Consider the following 16,629-nt stretch of genomic DNA (forward strand, 5'->3'; position numbering starts at 1 on the left):
TCTAATATGAAAAAAACTGATCCACTGACAAAATAGTTCAGGACCCAGTTGAACTATCTTACCTATGTGAATATGAATTCGAGCAATTTGATGTAACGGTCATCATTTCCATCGTAATGTGAAGGAGTCAGACTTTAATTTATCGTTAAAGTGTGAAACGCATTTCTGGACAGTAAGGCTGATTAATAAAACGCAGATGCAATCATGTTCGACAGTTTTACCAGGCGCCAGGGAGCCTGGGAACGAATGGCAGTCGTGAGCAGTACCGCAAATCCATTGCGGCGGCGATCCATCCAGACCATGGTTCCTGTTGCGCCGGTGTGTCCAAATACACTGCGGTCGAGCAGGTTTCCCCAGCTTCCGGACTGCCCGGGATGATTTAAGCGCCAGCCCAGTCCCCAGGGTTGAGAGCGGCGGATCGGTTCGGGGAGATCGGGATAATCATTCAAGCGATTGGTCGTTGCCATTTCGAGCATCGAGCGGGAGAGCAGGCGTCGGTCTGCCACTTCTCCATAATTCAGCATGCACTGACAGATGACCGCCATATCAGCGGGGGAACTGAACATGCCTCCCCACGGCACCCCGAGATCCTGCCAATAGGGGCTGTTCCAACCAAAGTTGGAATCAGTCTGATATTCCGGTGTTTCGACACGCACCAGTCGTTCACGCGGGAATTCTCCCCGTCCCAGCCAGGTATTCTGCAGCCCCAGTGGTTTGATGATTTCATCTCGAACATGCTGTGCGATGGTTTTTCGAGTCAATCGCTGTATGATTTCTGCGAGAATCAATGTGCCCATGCTCTGATAGCTGAGTCCAGTTCCCGCTGGCTGGAACAGGGGGACGGTATCGTAGATGGCTCCATGGATAAACTGTTTGAGCGGCGCCAGTGACTGACGAAGTGCGACATTATTTTCCAGCATATCAGGCATGCCCGAAGTGTGTGTAAACAGGTGATGAACCAGCATGGACTCCTTATGGTGTGCAGCAAAGTCGGGGATATAGTGTGTGACGGGGAGTGAGAGAACCAGTTCGCCTCGTTCCACCAGACGCAGCGCACTCATATAGACAATCGGTTTGGTAATGGAAGCCAGCAGAAACATACCATCAGATCGAATGGCTTTCGCGTTTTTTTCAGGTCCCTGTTTTCCAAAGAATTGAGGTTCGACCATCATACCGTACCGCCCGACAACAATTGCGGCTCCGGGAACACTGCCTGCTGCAGTCCACTCTTTCAGCAAACTTCCTGCCTGTTGCAACCGCTCGTTGTCGAGTTTGATTTCCTCTGGTTTTACAATCGGCAGTGAAGTCATGGGCTTCTTCCTGATACGGTATGGTCAGTGTTGACTCTGCGGGATTCTTTTACCATGATCGATCTTAGAGAGAGCGTCAAGCGATTGCTTGTTGAATTCCCGTAAATCTGTTTCTGTGTCGTCGCATTCAGTGAAGGTTCCATCCATGATTCGGTTTCAATTATCTGTTCTGGTATTCTTATTCGTCGGGTTTGTGTGTACTGCTTTGCAGGCAGCAGATTTACCAGAACGCGATAGCAGCTTTTCCATCTCAACACAGGAATGGCCGTTTCAGCCGGGACCTCGGACTGTCAAAGTATATCTGTACTATCCGGGCAAAGAATTAAAGAATGTGAATGCTGAAACCGGGCTGATGCTCAATCTGCATAACTGGGGAGGCACGAATACTTCAGGAGCCGGGAATCCGGCGGTACTGACCAGAGAGCTGAATGTGATTGTGATTTCGGTGGATTAAGTTCAAAGCGGGTCCTGGAAAGATCAGTCGGGGGCTCCCTATGATTTTGGTTATCTGCAGGCGATCGATGCATTAAGGGCACTTTCACATGTTTATCATGCATTAAACGAACAGAAGATCCCTTTTAATTCGCATCGGATTTATTCCACCGGTGGTTCGGGCGGGGGAAATGTGACGCTCATGTGTAATAAGTTTGCACCGCACACCTTTACCTGTGTGGTTGATATCTGCGGGATGCCGCGTCTGTCAGATGATATCGCCTATCATCTGCCGGGGGGGAGCAGTCTGGATGCGCGCTACAGTCGGGGTAAAAGTTCAGCCGACTATCTTTCACCTGGAGCACAGGAACTTCGTTTCATCGGGAATCCAGAGCATCTGAAAGTAATGAAGAAAATGGGGCATGCCGGGAAAATTGTGGTTATTCATGGGACAGGAGATACGACCTGTCCGTATGAAGATGCAAAACAGATGGTTCAGAATATGCAGGCGGCCGATCTGGATGTCGAAGCCAAATTTGTCACAAAGTCGGATCTGGATGGCGTGATATTCAAATCAACGGGACATTCACTGGGTGACAGGACAAAGATGATTGTCAAATACGGTGGTCCTTACATCATTCCAGGAGAAAAGAAGTTTCGCCTGCGTCAGTCGCCGACCGATTTTGAATTGAAGCAGGATGTCGTTTATCCAACTTCCGATGGTCGCTATGTGATATCTTATTCCAATGGGATTCCTGCCGTGCGATTTGAAGCGAAGTGAACTGCTGCCGACATTGATTCCACAGATCAGGCGGGACGTTCGGGATTGAAATCAATGAGCGCCTTTGGTGGAATGGCGACTCGCAGTGCATTGAGCACGGCGAGTACATCGATCACTTCCTGGGACAACGCACCAGCTACGGGAGGGAGATATCCAAAGGCCGCCAGCAGCATGCCGAACATACTCAACGCCATGCCTCCGATGGCACTCTGTAATGCGATGCGACGCATCCGGCGGCTGATGTGCAGGAATTCGTCAATCTTCTGCAGCGAACTGTCCATGACAATGACATCGGCGGCTTCGGTAGTCACATCACTGTTTTGACCAAAGGCCATGCCGACTGTTGCCGCCATGAGTGCCGGTGCATCGTTGATGCCATCGCCGACAAAGATTGTATTCGCCTGGCTGGTTTCCGAATTGACAATTTTCAGTTTCTGTTCGGGGCTCTGGCTGAAATAGACATTTTCAATTCCGACCTGCTCGGCCAGATAACGGACTTCTGATTCCCTGTCACCGGAAACCAGCATGGTCTTCTGGATCTGATGCCGCGGCGAAAGGTGAGAGATGAAAGACTGTCCGTCGGTTCGCGGGGTGTCACGAAATCGATAAATGCCCGCGTACTGATCATCGATCAGGATCACACATTCCAGTCCTCCCGCCTGCGGGGGAAGTTGATCTTCCAGTTCTGGCTGCTGTTTGAGTAATTTCTTGCGACTGGTGATCTGCACGGTATGTCCGTCGACGGTTCCCTGCATCCCCTGTCCTGGAGGCTCACTGATTTCGGTTGCTTCATGACTGACGGTATTTGCCTGCTGCATCGTCTGCAAAATTGCGCCGGCGAGGGGGTGTTTGGAGAAACGTTCCAGGCTGCCAACGAGTGAGAGGACATCCAGGGGATTGAAACCGGGTGCACAGAGTTGATCGGTGAGATGAGGCTCTCCATAGGTTAGAGTGCCTGTTTTATCGAAGATGATGACGCGGCAGGTGTCCGCTGTTTCCAACGCCGTGGGGTCACGGACAATGATGGCTCTGCGTGCGGCCAGTGAGATGGAGCCGATGATGGCGACCGGGATAGCGATCAGCAGTGGACAGGGAGTGGCGACTACCATGACCGCCAGGAAGCGAACCGGGTCGCCCGAGATGACCCAGGCAGCCAATCCAATCAGCACAGCCAGTGGCGTATACCAGGCACCGAGTCTATCGGCCATACGTCGCATTCGCGGGCGATGCTGTTCGGAACTCTGCATCACCTGCATAATTTTGGCATAGCGGGAGTCGACGGCTCGTTTTTCCGCGCGGATGACCAGTGCCGCTTCACCATTGATGGCTCCGGAGAGGACCTGGGAACCCGGAGTTTTGGACATCATATAGGGTTCGCCGGTGAGGTAGGATTCGTCCATCACGCCATGCCCTTCGATGACGATTCCATCTACGGGACAGATTTCGTGGGGAAAGATGGCAATCGAATCGTTAATGGCGATCTGATCCAGTGCGATATCCTGAATGTCAGTCTCCATTTTTTTATGAGCGACCGAAGGCATGCGTTTACTGAGTGCCTGTAATACAGAAGAAGCACTGCGGACGGCATACGCTTCCAGGGCTTCTCCGCCAGAGAGCATCAGTACGACCAGTGAGCCAGCCAGGTATTCATCGAGTAAAACGGATACGACAATGGAGATTCCCGCCAGCAGGTCGGAGCCGAATTCTCGATGAACCATTTTGACCAGCAGTCCCCAGACCAGGGGAATTCCCCCCAGCGCCAGTACGGACCAGAGAGGAAGGTTTTGAATGAATACTGTGCAATCTGTTCCATATCGAAGGATTAAATGGGCGGTGATCATGATGACCGTAAATGCGGCAATCAATGTTTCCAGGGATTTCCAGACTGCTGAACCCGTTTTCGCTGGATTGGAGTTCGACACGCTCATCCTTATTAATAATGAAATAGCAGAAATGTTTGAAAGCTGATAATGATAAATCCACTATAGACTGGAATTTGGATGTGTAAACAGTGGAATTCAGGATGCAGTAGATCCTCCAGGATTCGCTGATCGTCAGGCGATGACCATCTGGGCGATCAGTCCGAATACGAATCCGACTACGGCACCCAGTGAAGGAGCCCAGCGTTGTTTGATCTGCGCCTGCGGCGCGATATCCTGAAAGGTAAGATAAAGAATGCCTCCTGCTGCGAAGAGCATGATCAGTCCCACCAGTCTGGGGAATAAAGCCAGCAGATAATAACCGGTCAGTCCTGATAGAGGTCCCAAGAGGACGAGTAGACAAAAACCGGGCAGGATGGCCGACTTTTTCATGGTTGAGGAACTATCCAGTTCTCGATAGGCGTTGAAACCTTCAGGCAGGTTTTGCAGGCCAATCAGGATGGCCAGCAGCAGTCCGACTGATTGACTGTTGGTGGCGAAAGATGCTCCTAATGCCATTGATTCTGGAACAAAGTCGAGCAACATGGCTAGCAACTGTGCAGCAGAACTGCGATGCTTCGCCAGGTAAATGTCAGTAAACATAAAGCAGATGCCACCCGACAGAATAGCCAGGGAGGCAATCCAGGGTGGCAGTTCAGCGATGCCTTCCGGTACCAGTACCAGGGCAACTGCGGCCAGCAGTACACCGCCTCCAAAAGCGATGACCGAGTGCCGGAACTCGTCATCCAGCCACTGGGGGTGTATGTGTTCGATTCTGGCAAGAAAACCACCCACTGGAATTGTAACCCCAGCGAGTGTGGTCAGTACAATGACTTCCAGTACACCGGTCAATGTGAATCCTTCTGAAATAAAGAAACGCTGGCAGTGGCTCATTTGCAGTAGAGATTAAAGATACCAGACTTACTGAAGATGCAACAGGCGACCGGGAAATTCTGTCTGACAAAAAAAACAGCCCGGTTAGCAGACCGGGCTGTGAGGAGATCGAGGACTCAGATGAGTTACTGAGGCAGGCGTCCCGATTCGACTTTGGTAAAGGGACCACTGCAGGCTTTCATGAAGGCAACCAGGTCTTTCTTATCCTGATCAGAAAGATTCAGCTTCTTGATCTTTTCACTCAGATAAGGATTAGGGTCGCCTCCCTTGTTATAATGTTCGACGACTTCATCAAGTGTCTCCAGGGATCCATCATGCATATAGGGAGCACTGAATTCGACGTTTCGAATCGTCGGAGTTTTGAAGGCGCCTTTGTCTTCTTCTTTTTTCGTGACGACATAACGTCCCAGGTCCGGTTCTTCGGCAGACATCCCGATTCCCAGATTGTGGTATTTTTCATCAGCCAGGTTGGGGCCCAGGTGGCAGGCGGCACAGTTGACCTTCTCGCTGAAAAAGAGTTCGCGCCCCCGCTTGGCACTTTCTGACATCGGATGTGCTTCCGCCAGCGAGAGGGCCGCCGTGTATTCTTCTTTAAAGTCTTCCAGATCCTCTTTATCCAGTTTCAGAAACGGACGCAGCTGTTCGTAATAATCGAAGGGGGAAGGGCCTGAGACCAGTGTGCGTTCGAAGGCGGCAATGGCCTTGCCGATATTATCAATGTTGACACCATCATTGAAAATTTTGTGGAACTGAAGTCGGTAACCGGGGATTTCCCTGATGGATTTGACGACGGCTTCATGAGTGTGTCCCATCTCAATCGGGTTGGCGATGGGGCCGACGGCCTGTTCTTCCAGAGTGGCGGCACGTCCATCCCAGAACTGGGGACCACTCAGAATTCGGTTGTAACTGACGGGAGAGTTACGTCCCCCTTCAAGGTCTCTGATTCCGATGCCAAATTTCGTGTGACGTCCAAAGCCTTCATCGGGATGATGGCAGCTTGCACAACTGATGGTGTTATCTGCAGAGAGACGCGGGTCGAAATACAACTGACGTCCCAGCTCAATTTTTGCACGCGTGAGCGGATTCTCTTTGAGTCCTACGATCTGGCCCGCCCCGGCATTTAATCCCAGCGGCAATGTGATTTCCAGTACTTCATGGTTTGCGGAGTCGCTCAGCCAGTCCTTGATCTCTTTTTCCGTCAAGGGGCCTTTTCCAGGAATTCCTGAGGTCAGCTCTGCTGTCCCCAGCATGACTTTGTTTGATTTTTTCGCGGTTTGTTTTTCAGCAGCCTGAAGATTGCTCTGCGAAAGTAAGCCCATCATCATTCCGCAAGCGATGCTGAATTTTAAAATGGAATGACATTGATTGAGAACGATGGATTTCATTCTACTGATTTCCTTTTCGGGTTGGTTTCAGTAACAACTAATTAACTGAATGAGTTTTAGATTACCTGTTGGTTTCTTGTGAATGCCGTTGAAATGAATGAATCAATTTTATTTCAACTTGTGGAGGGAACTTAGTGCACTCACGACACTGGTGTGATAGATAAAATTGTAAACATGCGAGAGCGTGAATTCAATTTGAAAATGTGATGTAGATGTCCATAATTCCAAAAACGAATGTGCAGATAAATATCGTTTCAGGAAACTTCTGCGGGGCTGGTTTGCAGCAGCACCATCTCTTTATATTTGCCGCCGGTTTCCATTAAGATTTCATGTGACCCACTTTCGATGATGCGTCCCCCTTCAAAAACAACAATCCGACTGGCGTGTGTGATTGTGCTCAGGCGGTGTGCAATTACAAAGCAGGTGCGATTCTGCATGAGCGTTGTGAGGCTGTCCTGAATCAGCCGTTCGCTTTCAGTGTCCAGATTGCTGGTGGCTTCATCAAGAATTAATATCTTGGGGTCTGCGAGAATGGCGCGAGCGATCGCCAGTCGTTGTCGTTGTCCGCCACTCAATTTAACACCGCGTTCACCGATGAGAGTCTGATAGCCGTTTGGTAAGGTTCGGATAAATTCGTCTGCATTCGCGATTTCTGCCGCATATTGAATCTGTTCGATGGTCGCTTTGCGATCTCCGTATCCAATATTATCAGCGATCGAGCCATCGAACAGAAACACATCCTGTTCAACGACGCCGATCTGATTCCGGTAGCTTTCCACATCAAAATCAATTAAATCGTGACCATCAAGCAGAACCCGTCCTGAAGTGGGATCATAAAAACGGGCAACCAGATTGCAAAACGTTGTTTTACCGGCACCGCTGGGACCTACCAGTGCAATGGTTTCACCCGGAGCAATGTCGAGTGAAACCTCCCGTAATGCATATTGTTGAGAATTTGGATACTGAAAACTGACATTTTCAAATGTAACCTGACCTTCAATTTCCGCTTTCGTGATCGTCCGCGCGGTAGCAGATTCCATTTCGCGGGGTTCGTCGAGAAGTTCCAGTACGCGATCGAAGCCGGACAGGCTGTTCTGAAACTGCGCTGCACTTTGTGCGAGTACCGCGAGGGGACCAAGCAGCATCAGCAGGTAAGCCAGGAACATGACCAGGTCGCCGAGTGTTAATTCACCCTGCAGAACCTGCCAGCCGCCGTAGAGCAGCAGGCAGGCGGAAGCGACAGGGATCAGGGTTTCCCAGACAATTTCGATAAAACGAGACCACCACCAGGCATAGAGTTCCTGGCGTCCCATCAGGTGATTGCCACGCAGAACGCGGCTGGTTTCTGATCGCTGGCGTCCAAAGGCACGGACCACGCGCATGCCCCCGAAGGACTCCGTGGCCAAAGCGTCAACAGCAACACGCTGTGCCCGGATTTTTCGATGTTGTGGACGGATACGACTGATCCAGGTCCGGTGTGACAGATAGACCAGGGGAACGAGAAAGAGTGCTCCCAGCAGAAGTCGCCAGTCGACCCAGGCGAGAATCACCAGGCTGCCCAGCAGTTGGATGATGGCACGACAGGGATTGTAAAGCATGCCGAAAACAAGTTCACCTACACTGCCGGCATCCTCGCGTAAAATACTCGCGGCACCTCCCGATTTGAGTTCCTGCACCCGATGGAGAGGCAGTCGGACTGCCTGCGCGAAGACATCTTTGCGAACTTTCATCTGAATCATTTTGGTCACACGAGTTGCGTGCCAGCGTCCCCAGATCTGCAGTCCGATGCGAATCAGGGAAATAATAATCACTGTCACAGTGATCGTGACCAGCATCGGCCAGGGTTCGTGCGGGAACCAGGCCGGCATCAATTTCGGCAGTGGTTTTTTTTGGAGAACATAGTCAACTACGAATTTTGTCGCTGCTGGCGGGATCAGAGCAAGTAATGTCGCGACAGTCAGAGTTGACAGAGATAATATCACAGGCCAGCGATGCACTTTAAGCAAACCCAGAAAGCTCTTGACCAGTTCCCAGGAGGAGCGGTCTCGCGTTGTGGAAGCGTTCCCCTGTGGAGCAACGTGTGCTTCCTGAAATTCTTTTTTATATTCTTCAAACTGCTGGCGACTTGAAGGTGAATTTGTACTCATGGACGATCTTTATATTGATGATCTCTGCAAAACAGGTCATTTGAGGAGTGGTAAGTGAATGCCGGCAATAAAGGCCTGATCTCATTATATTCAGGAAGGTGAATGAATGCGAACTGTATGCTGAAATCAGTGCAGGGGATCAGGGGAGAGAGCCTGTTTAGACTAATCAAGTAAGCCTGAATTGATCAGACACTTTGAAAAATGCAAGATCATTTAGCAGGAATGGAATTTCAGAGAAGCTATTACATTGATTGAGAGGAAAACACCGCAGTACGGAATCGTTGTTCCGTACTGCGTGGATCGGGTGAATTATTTTGTGACCAGGTCTTGAGGTTTATCGTCTGTCAGTGGAAAATCAATCGTATTTGGCTTGTCGGCAATGACGGTCACGCGCAGTCCGGACTTTTCCAGATCACCATACCATTCTGGAATGACTGAGACCGGTTCCGCGTTTGCCTTGACGGTATCTTCGGGTAGTCCGGAGCCTCCGGAACTGGTGAGAGCTGTAATCATTACTTTGTAGTCGCCGGGTATTACACCATCTTCTGTGCTAAAAGTTTCCATTACATAAAAGCCATCGCCTCTGACTTTTCCCTGAGCAGGAGGCCCCCCTTTGACTGGGACAAAAAGTAGTGAGCCAATTTTCAAAGGCTTTCCATTATAACTGATGGTTCCCGAAACAGGGGATCGCGCCGGGTGACCGTCGCCACACCCTGTCATGGTTACGATGATTAAACAGAACAGGAATAAAACTGAGTTTGAAAAGATGAAAGGACGTCTCAAAAAAAATTGCTGTATGATAATCATGGGTAACACTTTTTCGATGTTGAAGTGAGAATAGTAAAAATTGAATTGTGACAGTACTTCGGACCAATTTATCGACGATCGATAACTTCCGCCGACAGAGTGCATTCGATTTGAATCTTACCATTCGCCGAGGACTTCTCCGCCGGCTCGTGTTCCCAATGCTTTGAACAGTGCGAGATCGATATTTTCACTGATAAAGTGAACCGAACCGTCGCCCATCATGAAATGAGCACCACCAATGTGGTAGCTGGTAAAAGGTGTATGATTCGTTCCGAAATCTCCCCGATAGTTGATTGGGAACTGAATGTTCTTACTGTCCAGTGTCAGCCTGCGGGTGTCCGTATACCAATACATTCCCCAGGTCCAGGGTTGAATTCCTCCCCAGCCAGCCTTCATTGAAGAGGACCAGCCGCGCGATGAAGAAGACTCTCCCAACAGAATTGTGTTCGTGGCACCATCAGTAATATCGCGAAAACGGATTTTACTGTGTGGATACATGAGACCGGTATTGGCCCAGCGATAGTTATTACTGTCTGAGGGGTTCGTTACATCTTCAATACGCCCGGCACAACCGCGATAGTGCAGGGCGCCATGTCCCACAATCCAGGGGAGTGTGGAGTTCACAATATCTGGTGAGCGATCTCCCAGAGCGGAGGAAGGACAGGCAAAGACAGGTACAGGTCCCCAGATCTGACTGGAACCATTATGGGGAGCAGAGTCATACCGCCAGGGGGCCAGTTGTGTGATGGGGTTCGCAGAGAAACTCTCCATAGCATTTACACGGTTGGCTTCATCAATATAAGGGAAAATTTTGGGAGCCCAACCCATGTGATAGCCACCACCAACATAGCTGGGGGTTGGATGGCTGCCATTCGGAAAGCAGGTAAAGGTGTCATGATAGTTGTGGAAGGCGAGTCCCAGCTGCTTCAAGTTATTCTTGCATTGTGAGCGGCGGGCTGCTTCACGTGCCTGCTGGACCGCAGGTAGCAGCAGAGCAATCAGAATAGCGATGATCGCGATGACAACGAGTAATTCGATTAAAGTAAAAGCTTTGCGTCTGGATAAATTGCCCATGGGATGATTTCCTCATAAAAAATTTTCAATAGAGAAGGAAATATTGAGCGGCTGATAGCTGAGTCGCTTTTTTCAATAGCTGGCAAGAGTTCATTATTAAAGATAAGTAAATATCCTAAACAAAATGGTATACTAAGAGGCTGGGTTGTCAATCTTTTTTTAATAAAACTACCTATCTGTATTTTAATAGAAATGATGAGGCGTATTTATTGTTTTAGCGATGCGTCAGTTTGCCAGAAATTTTATTAATCATTCTGATTTCTTGAGAAATTCCTTGAAATCACATGTTGCCTATCGTTTCGACGGGTTTCTCTGGACCTGAGTGGGTGTCGAACGTAACATGAATTTGACGTATTCTTTTGATATCCTTCCTCATAAAAACATCCCTGTTTTAAGAGCCAGCTTTAAACGTTTATGCCTTACCTGTCCAAACTAATTATTGTGATTTCGGGTGTTATTGCCGGGAATCAGTTGTGTGCAGCGGACCAGATCAATTTCAGTCATGACATTCTGCCGATTCTTTCGGATCGTTGCTTTCATTGTCATGGTCCGGATCCGACGCATCGTGAAGCCGATCTCAGGCTCGATCTGGTCGAAGCAGCGACTGAGAATCGAGATGGTGCGTTTGCCATTGCTCCCGGTAAGCCGGAACTGAGTGAGGTTCTGGCGCGGATAACCAGTTCCGACGCGGATCTGCTAATGCCGCCCGCTGATTCGCATCGTAAACCACTCACTAAAAAACAGATTGAAACGATCCGTCAATGGATTGCAGAAGGGGCACAATGGGGGAAGCACTGGTCGTTCGAGCCACCCGTTAAAGTCGCGTTGAATGAGCAGGAAGCGAAACTCAATCCCATTGATGCGCTGGTGGAACGAAAGCTGACTGAAGAGCGACTCGTGTTTTCAAAACCGGCGTCCCGACGAACTCTGATTCGCCGGCTCTCCTTTGATTTGACGGGGCTGCCGCCGACGGTGGATGAAGTGGAAGCTTTCGTGAATGACAAGTCATCCGATGCGGATCAGAAGCTGGTCAATCGTCTGCTGAAGTCAAAACATTACGGCGAGCGAATGGCGATGTGGTGGCTGGATCTGGCACGCTACTCTGATACCGATGGTTTTCAGCAGGATTCTACCAGGACAAACTGGCCGTGGAGGGACTGGGTGATTCAGTCATTCAATGAGAACAAACCCTTCGATCAGTTTACGATTGAGCAGTTCGCCGGCGATCTCTTGCCGGATGCCACAGACGAGCAGAAACTGGCGACCTGTTTTCACCGGAATCACATGACCAATGGAGAAGGGGGCCGCGATCCCGAAGAGTCGCGCGTCGATTATGTAATCGACCGGGTCAACACCACGGGAACGGTCTGGCTCGGATTGACACTGGGTTGCTGCCAGTGTCATTCCCACAAGTTTGATCCAATCTCACAGGCGGACTACTATAGTCTCTATGCATTCTTCAACAGTATTGACGAAGATGGCAAGGCCGGCAGTCGCGCAAAGCCGTATTTAAAATTTCAATCGCCACTGGCAGCACGCGCCGTCAAAGAGGCACAGCAGGTCGCGGACGATCGCAAACCACGGGAAACTGCTGCACTTCAGCAGGCGAAACAGGAGTTTGAACCGTGGCTGGTTCAGCAACTGCAGAAGGTACAGAATGAGTTTACCGCCTGGCATCTGCCGGAACTGCGATCGGTGACCTCTGTTGAAGGCACCAGGTTGTCTGTTGAGTCTGAGGGGGTGATTCAAGCCAGGGGCCCGGAACTCAGGCAGGATGATTATCGACTGAGCGTAGCGACAGACTTACCTCGAGTCACCGGTTTGCGGCTGGAAGTCTTTCCGCATGAATCGCATACCGCAGGAAAACTGAGTCGTGGCGACAGTGGCGAATTTATTCTGACGGACGTCAAACTACAGGTCCGTCGTGAAGGGAGTTCCCAGCTGCGCGATATTGACTTTGTCTCCGCGATTGCCGATGTCGAAAAAAATGTCAAAGGTCGCAACTACGGAAAAATCAAAGATACACTCGATGACGATCCCCGGAATGGCTGGACGACCGAAACCCATGATGCGCACCAGAAGCATGTCGCCGTATTCGAACTGGCAGAACCTCTGGTCCTGGATGAGCGCGAAGAACTGATCTTCGTAATGCTGCATCGATCCACAGAAGGAGATGCGAATATTGGCCGCTTTCGAGTGATGCTGACAGACCAGCCGGGGCCCGCTGTCCGTTCATTGGAACCAATGCCTTTAGAAGCACTCGCAGCAGCAAAAATAGAGGATCCTGAAAAACTGGATGCGAAATTGAAGCAACGGCTGCTGGATCAGTTTCTGGTGGATCATGAACATTATCAACAGCGTAAATCAGAACTGGATCAGGCAAATACGCAACTGGCGCAGGTGAAAAAGGCAGCCGGCGAGCTGAACGTGATGGTTCTGGCGGAACGGAAAGAACCCCGCAAATCATTTGTGCTGGAGCGGGGCGTCTGGGACAAGCACGGCAAAGAAGTTTCACGTTCGGTACCCGCTGCGGTGCTTGCCCTGCCTGCAGAGAAGACTAAAGATCGATTGGATCTGGCAGAGTGGCTGGTCTCACATCAGAATCCTTTAACGGCGCGTGTGGTGGTCAATCACTTGTGGCAGAACTGTTTTGGGACGGGACTGGTTCGTACACCGGGAGACTTTGGTCTGCAGGGAGAATTACCGACTCATCCAGATGTACTCGACTGGCTGGCGGTCGAATTGATGGAGCATGATTGGAACCTGCAGCATATTCTCCGGCTGATTGTGACCAGCCGCACGTATCAGCAGCAGAGCAAAGTCACTGCGGAACTACTGGAACGCGATCCGGAAAATCGCCTGCTGGCACGGGGAGCCCGCTTTCGTTTACCCAGCTGGATGATTCGTGATGCGGCGCTCCAGGCGAGTGGACTGCTCAACCCGGCGCTGGGAGGTCCCCCTGTGATGCCTTATCAACCACAGGGCGTCTGGACCGAAATGTTTATGGGGCGCTTCCGCTATGAACCCAGCCAGGGAGCGGCCCAGTATCGAAGGAGCCTGTATGCCTTCTGGCGTCGTTCGAGTGCTCCCACATTTCTGTTTGACAGTGCGCAGCGTCGGGTGTGTGAAGTGCAGCCCCGACGGACTAATACTCCGCTGCAGGCTTTAACGTTACTTAACGATCAAAGTGTTCTCGAATCTTCCAGGGAACTGGCGCGAATGGCGATCCAGCGGAAGAAAGCGGCTGAGGAACGGCTGGATTTCATAGCACAGCATATTCTTTCGAGAACACTACAGCAGCGGGAGTCGGAAGTTCTGAAACAGGAACAGCAGCAGTCTTTTGCTTATTATCGCAGGAAACCCGATGAAGCTTTGAAGCTGATTTCCAGTGGACAGCCTCCAGCCGAAAATAAAGTTTCGCCCGAGGAACTGGCTGCTTATATGGTGGTGGCCAGTATGGTTTTTAACCTGGATGAGGCGATGACTCATGAATAATTCAATTGAAAACGCCGCACTGGCAGAAACCCGACGTTATTTTCTGGGTCGTGGAGCCGGCGTCAGTCTGGGAGCGATGGCCCTCGGTCTGTTAGAAAGCACACGTCGTGTGGCTGCAAAACCAAATTCTAATATCGGCCTGGCAGATCTGCCGCACAAACCGCCGCGGGCGAAGAATGTGATCTTCCTGACTCAGTCGGGCGGCCCATCTCAGATTGAGTTGTTCGACCACAAACCCGATCTCATGAAGTGGGCAGGCAAGGAACTGCCGGAGAGTGTACGCGGCGGACAACGGCTGACCACGATGACTGCCAATCAGAAGCAGTTAATCATGCCGTCCCGCACGAAGTTCAAGCGGTATGGTGAAAGCGGCGCGACGCTGGGAGAGTGGCTGCCTTATCATGGGGAAGTCGCGGATGAGCTCTGTTTCATCAAGTCGATGGTCACTGATCAGATCAACCACGCTCCTGCGATGACGAAATTTCTGACCGGACATCAGTTGCCGGGACGACCCTCCATTGGTGCCTGGAGCAGTTACGGGCTGGGCAGCGAAAATCAGAATCTGCCGGATTACCTGGTGCTGATTTCGAAGATGAAGCGACCCAGTGATCAACCGTTGTACGACCATTACTGGGGGAGTGGATTCCTGCCTTCACGATATCAGGGGGTCAAACTGAGGAATGCGAAAGAGCCCGTTCTCTATCTGCGCGATCCCGATGGCATGCCCCGCAGCATTCGTCGAGGCATGTTAAACGGAATAACCGAACTGAATCAGCTGCGACTGGAACAAACGGGCGACCCGGAAATTGAAACGCGGATTCGACAATATGAAATGGCATGGCGGATGCAGTCCAGCATTCCCGAGCTGAATGATCTAAGTGATGAACCGGAATCCACGTTCGAGTTATACGGACCCGATTCAAGGCGTCCGGGAAGTTATGCTGCCAACTGCGTGCAGGCCCGGCGTCTGATTGAACGGGGCGTGCGGTTCGTGCAGCTGTTTCATCCCGACTGGGATCATCACAGCCGTTTAAGTTCGTGGTGCATCGCCCGTTGTCGTGATACCGATCAGGCGAGTGCCGCGCTCGTCAAAGATCTCAAACAGCGTGGTCTCTTAGATGAGACACTGGTGATCTGGGGTGGCGAGTTTGGTCGCGGTGTTGCCGGGCAGGGGAAATGGGACAGTCCCGAAGGGGGCCGCGACCATCATCCACGCTGCTTCACCACCTGGCTGGCCGGCGGCGGTGTTAAAGCCGGACTGACCTACGGGGCTACTGATGAATTCAGTTATAATGTTGCCGAGAATCCGGTGCATGTACGCGACCTGCATGCAACGGTGCTGCATCTGCTGGGCATCGATCATGAGCGGTTTACTTATCGACATCAGGGATTGGATTTCAAACTGACGGGCGTCGAACCGTCAAATATCATCAAGGAGATACTGGCGTGAGACGGTTTAACAATACATGGTTGTTCTTATTAATGGCAGGAATGAGTTTCAGCTCGCTGGTTGAAGCACGCGAGCCGGATGCCGTGATTGATCTCTGGGAGCAGAACGCACCGGGAGAAACAACCCGTGAGACAGGTGTTAAACTGGAACGGCGGGCGAACGAAAATCCACCGGCGACTCGCATCAAAGAGATCACGCGACCTCAGTTGCATCTGTTTCAGCCACCGGCAGGGAAACGCAACGGGACAGCGGTCCTGATTTTTCCGGGCGGTGCCTACAATTATGTAGTCGCGGATAAAGAGGGATCTGAAACGGCAGAGTGGTTGAATTCTCTGGGGATTACCGCGTTTGTTGCGCATTATAGAACCAAACAACCTGAGCCTCGCGCACAGACCGATGCCAGATTACCTCCGTTTTCAGAACGTCCCTTACAGGATGGGCAACGTGCTGTCAGCCTGGTCCGCAAGCGGGCTGCGGAATGGGAAGTTAAGCCTGAGCAGATTGGTGTGATCGGTTTTTCCGCCGGCGGTCAGGCCGCGGCTCTGATAACGACCCGATTTGAAGAGCGAGCCTATGCAACTGCTGACGATGTGGATCAGGTTTCGTGCCGACCCGATTTCAGTATGCTGATTTATCCCTGGCGACTGGTCGATGAAAAAACAGGGGAGTTAAACGAAGTATTGACGATCAATAAGACCACGCCGCCAACACTGATGGTTCATGCACACAATGACCATGCAACGCCCATCAGCAGTATTCTGTTCTATACGGCCTTAAAGAAAAATGGGGTGCCCAGCGAGCTGCATATTTACGAGAATGGCGGTCATGGCTACGGGATGCGACCCGTGGATGATTCCTACGTCGATACCTGGCCGGATCGCGCCGCAGACTGGCTGCGACAGCGCTCACTGGCAAATCCGGATAAAAAGGACTGA

11 protein-coding genes and 1 pseudogene are annotated in these 16,629 nt (G+C 51.0%); 5 read left to right on the plus strand and 7 right to left on the minus strand.

All coding sequences use genetic code 11. The features are described 5' to 3' along the window. Positions 1-182 precede the first annotated feature (182 nt). Positions 183-1,310 (minus strand): serine hydrolase domain-containing protein, encoded by a 1,128-nt coding sequence (locus GmarT_RS07340; protein WP_002646057.1) that lies wholly within the window; start codon positions 1,308-1,310, stop codon positions 183-185. 145 nt (positions 1,311-1,455) lie between these two features. Here GmarT_RS07340 and GmarT_RS07345 point away from each other — a divergent pair, with 145 nt between their 5' ends. Together GmarT_RS07345 and GmarT_RS07350 are read left to right on the plus strand one after the other, a co-directional pair. Beyond that, positions 1,456-1,764, plus strand: a complete 309-nt coding sequence (locus tag GmarT_RS07345) for a hypothetical protein (protein ID WP_002646056.1) — start codon at positions 1,456-1,458, stop codon at positions 1,762-1,764. A 42-nt stretch (positions 1,765-1,806) separates the two neighbouring features. Next, positions 1,807-2,523, plus strand: a pseudogene (locus GmarT_RS07350) (DUF2920 family protein); the annotation flags it as partial. 26 nt (positions 2,524-2,549) lie between these two features. Here GmarT_RS07350 and GmarT_RS07355 read toward each other — a convergent pair. The 6 genes from GmarT_RS07355 to GmarT_RS07380 form a co-directional block, all read right to left on the minus strand. Further along, positions 2,550-4,451: a heavy metal translocating P-type ATPase gene (locus GmarT_RS07355; RefSeq protein ID WP_052301246.1), complete on the minus strand. Its 1,902-nt coding sequence runs from the start codon at positions 4,449-4,451 to the stop codon at positions 2,550-2,552. Positions 4,452-4,577: 126 nt separating this feature from the next. Further along, complete coding sequence (locus GmarT_RS07360) at positions 4,578-5,294, minus strand: ZIP family metal transporter (RefSeq protein WP_149302507.1); 717 nt, start codon at positions 5,292-5,294, stop codon at positions 4,578-4,580. 167 nt (positions 5,295-5,461) lie between these two features. Continuing rightward, positions 5,462-6,721, minus strand: coding sequence for a cytochrome-c peroxidase (locus tag GmarT_RS07365; RefSeq protein WP_002646052.1), 1,260 nt, complete (start codon positions 6,719-6,721; stop codon positions 5,462-5,464). A gap of 254 nt (positions 6,722-6,975) precedes the next feature. Continuing rightward, a complete protein-coding gene (locus GmarT_RS07370; RefSeq protein WP_002646051.1) occupies positions 6,976-8,868 on the minus strand; it encodes an ABC transporter ATP-binding protein in 1,893 nt (630 codons plus the stop codon). A 309-nt stretch (positions 8,869-9,177) separates the two neighbouring features. Beyond that, entirely contained in the window at positions 9,178-9,588 is a 411-nt protein-coding gene (locus tag GmarT_RS07375; protein ID WP_149302508.1) for a hypothetical protein, read from the minus strand. Between the two features lie 204 nt (positions 9,589-9,792). Further along, on the minus strand, positions 9,793-10,749 hold the full coding sequence (locus tag GmarT_RS07380) for a DUF1559 domain-containing protein (RefSeq protein ID WP_002646049.1): 957 nt from the start codon (positions 10,747-10,749) through the stop codon (positions 9,793-9,795). Between the two features lie 414 nt (positions 10,750-11,163). On the opposite strand from GmarT_RS07380, the gene GmarT_RS07385 reads away from it, so the two are divergent. The 3 genes from GmarT_RS07385 to GmarT_RS07395 are packed head-to-tail and all read left to right on the plus strand — an operon-like array spanning position 11,164 to position 16,629. Beyond that, a complete protein-coding gene (locus GmarT_RS07385; RefSeq protein ID WP_002646048.1) occupies positions 11,164-14,244 on the plus strand; it encodes a PSD1 and planctomycete cytochrome C domain-containing protein in 3,081 nt (1,026 codons plus the stop codon). Continuing rightward, entirely contained in the window at positions 14,237-15,694 is a 1,458-nt protein-coding gene (locus GmarT_RS07390; RefSeq protein WP_002646047.1) for a DUF1501 domain-containing protein, read from the plus strand. Before GmarT_RS07385 ends, GmarT_RS07390 begins: the two co-directional genes overlap by 8 nt. Next, positions 15,691-16,629: an alpha/beta hydrolase gene (locus tag GmarT_RS07395; protein ID WP_149302509.1), complete on the plus strand. Its 939-nt coding sequence runs from the start codon at positions 15,691-15,693 to the stop codon at positions 16,627-16,629. Before GmarT_RS07390 ends, GmarT_RS07395 begins: the two co-directional genes overlap by 4 nt.

Source organism: Gimesia maris (genome assembly GCF_008298035.1).
In the GTDB taxonomy this organism is placed as follows: Bacteria; Planctomycetota; Planctomycetia; order Planctomycetales; family Planctomycetaceae; genus Gimesia; species Gimesia maris.

Bases quoted from the DNA above. Each gene is read 5' to 3' on its own strand.
- GmarT_RS07340 (WP_002646057.1), bottom strand. From the start codon at position 1,310: ATGACTTCACTGCCGATTGTAAAACCAGAGGAAATCAAACTCGACAAC.
- GmarT_RS07345 (WP_002646056.1), top strand. From the start codon at position 1,456: ATGATTCGGTTTCAATTATCTGTTCTGGTATTCTTATTCGTCGGGTTT.
- GmarT_RS07355 (WP_052301246.1), bottom strand. From the start codon at position 4,451: ATGAGCGTGTCGAACTCCAATCCAGCGAAAACGGGTTCAGCAGTCTGG.
- GmarT_RS07365 (WP_002646052.1), bottom strand. From the start codon at position 6,721: ATGAAATCCATCGTTCTCAATCAATGTCATTCCATTTTAAAATTCAGC.
- GmarT_RS07370 (WP_002646051.1), bottom strand. From the start codon at position 8,868: ATGAGTACAAATTCACCTTCAAGTCGCCAGCAGTTTGAAGAATATAAA.
- GmarT_RS07375 (WP_149302508.1), bottom strand. From the start codon at position 9,588: ATGACAGGGTGTGGCGACGGTCACCCGGCGCGATCCCCTGTTTCGGGA.
- GmarT_RS07380 (WP_002646049.1), bottom strand. From the start codon at position 10,749: ATGGGCAATTTATCCAGACGCAAAGCTTTTACTTTAATCGAATTACTC.
- GmarT_RS07385 (WP_002646048.1), top strand. From the start codon at position 11,164: ATGCCTTACCTGTCCAAACTAATTATTGTGATTTCGGGTGTTATTGCC.
- GmarT_RS07390 (WP_002646047.1), top strand. From the start codon at position 14,237: ATGAATAATTCAATTGAAAACGCCGCACTGGCAGAAACCCGACGTTAT.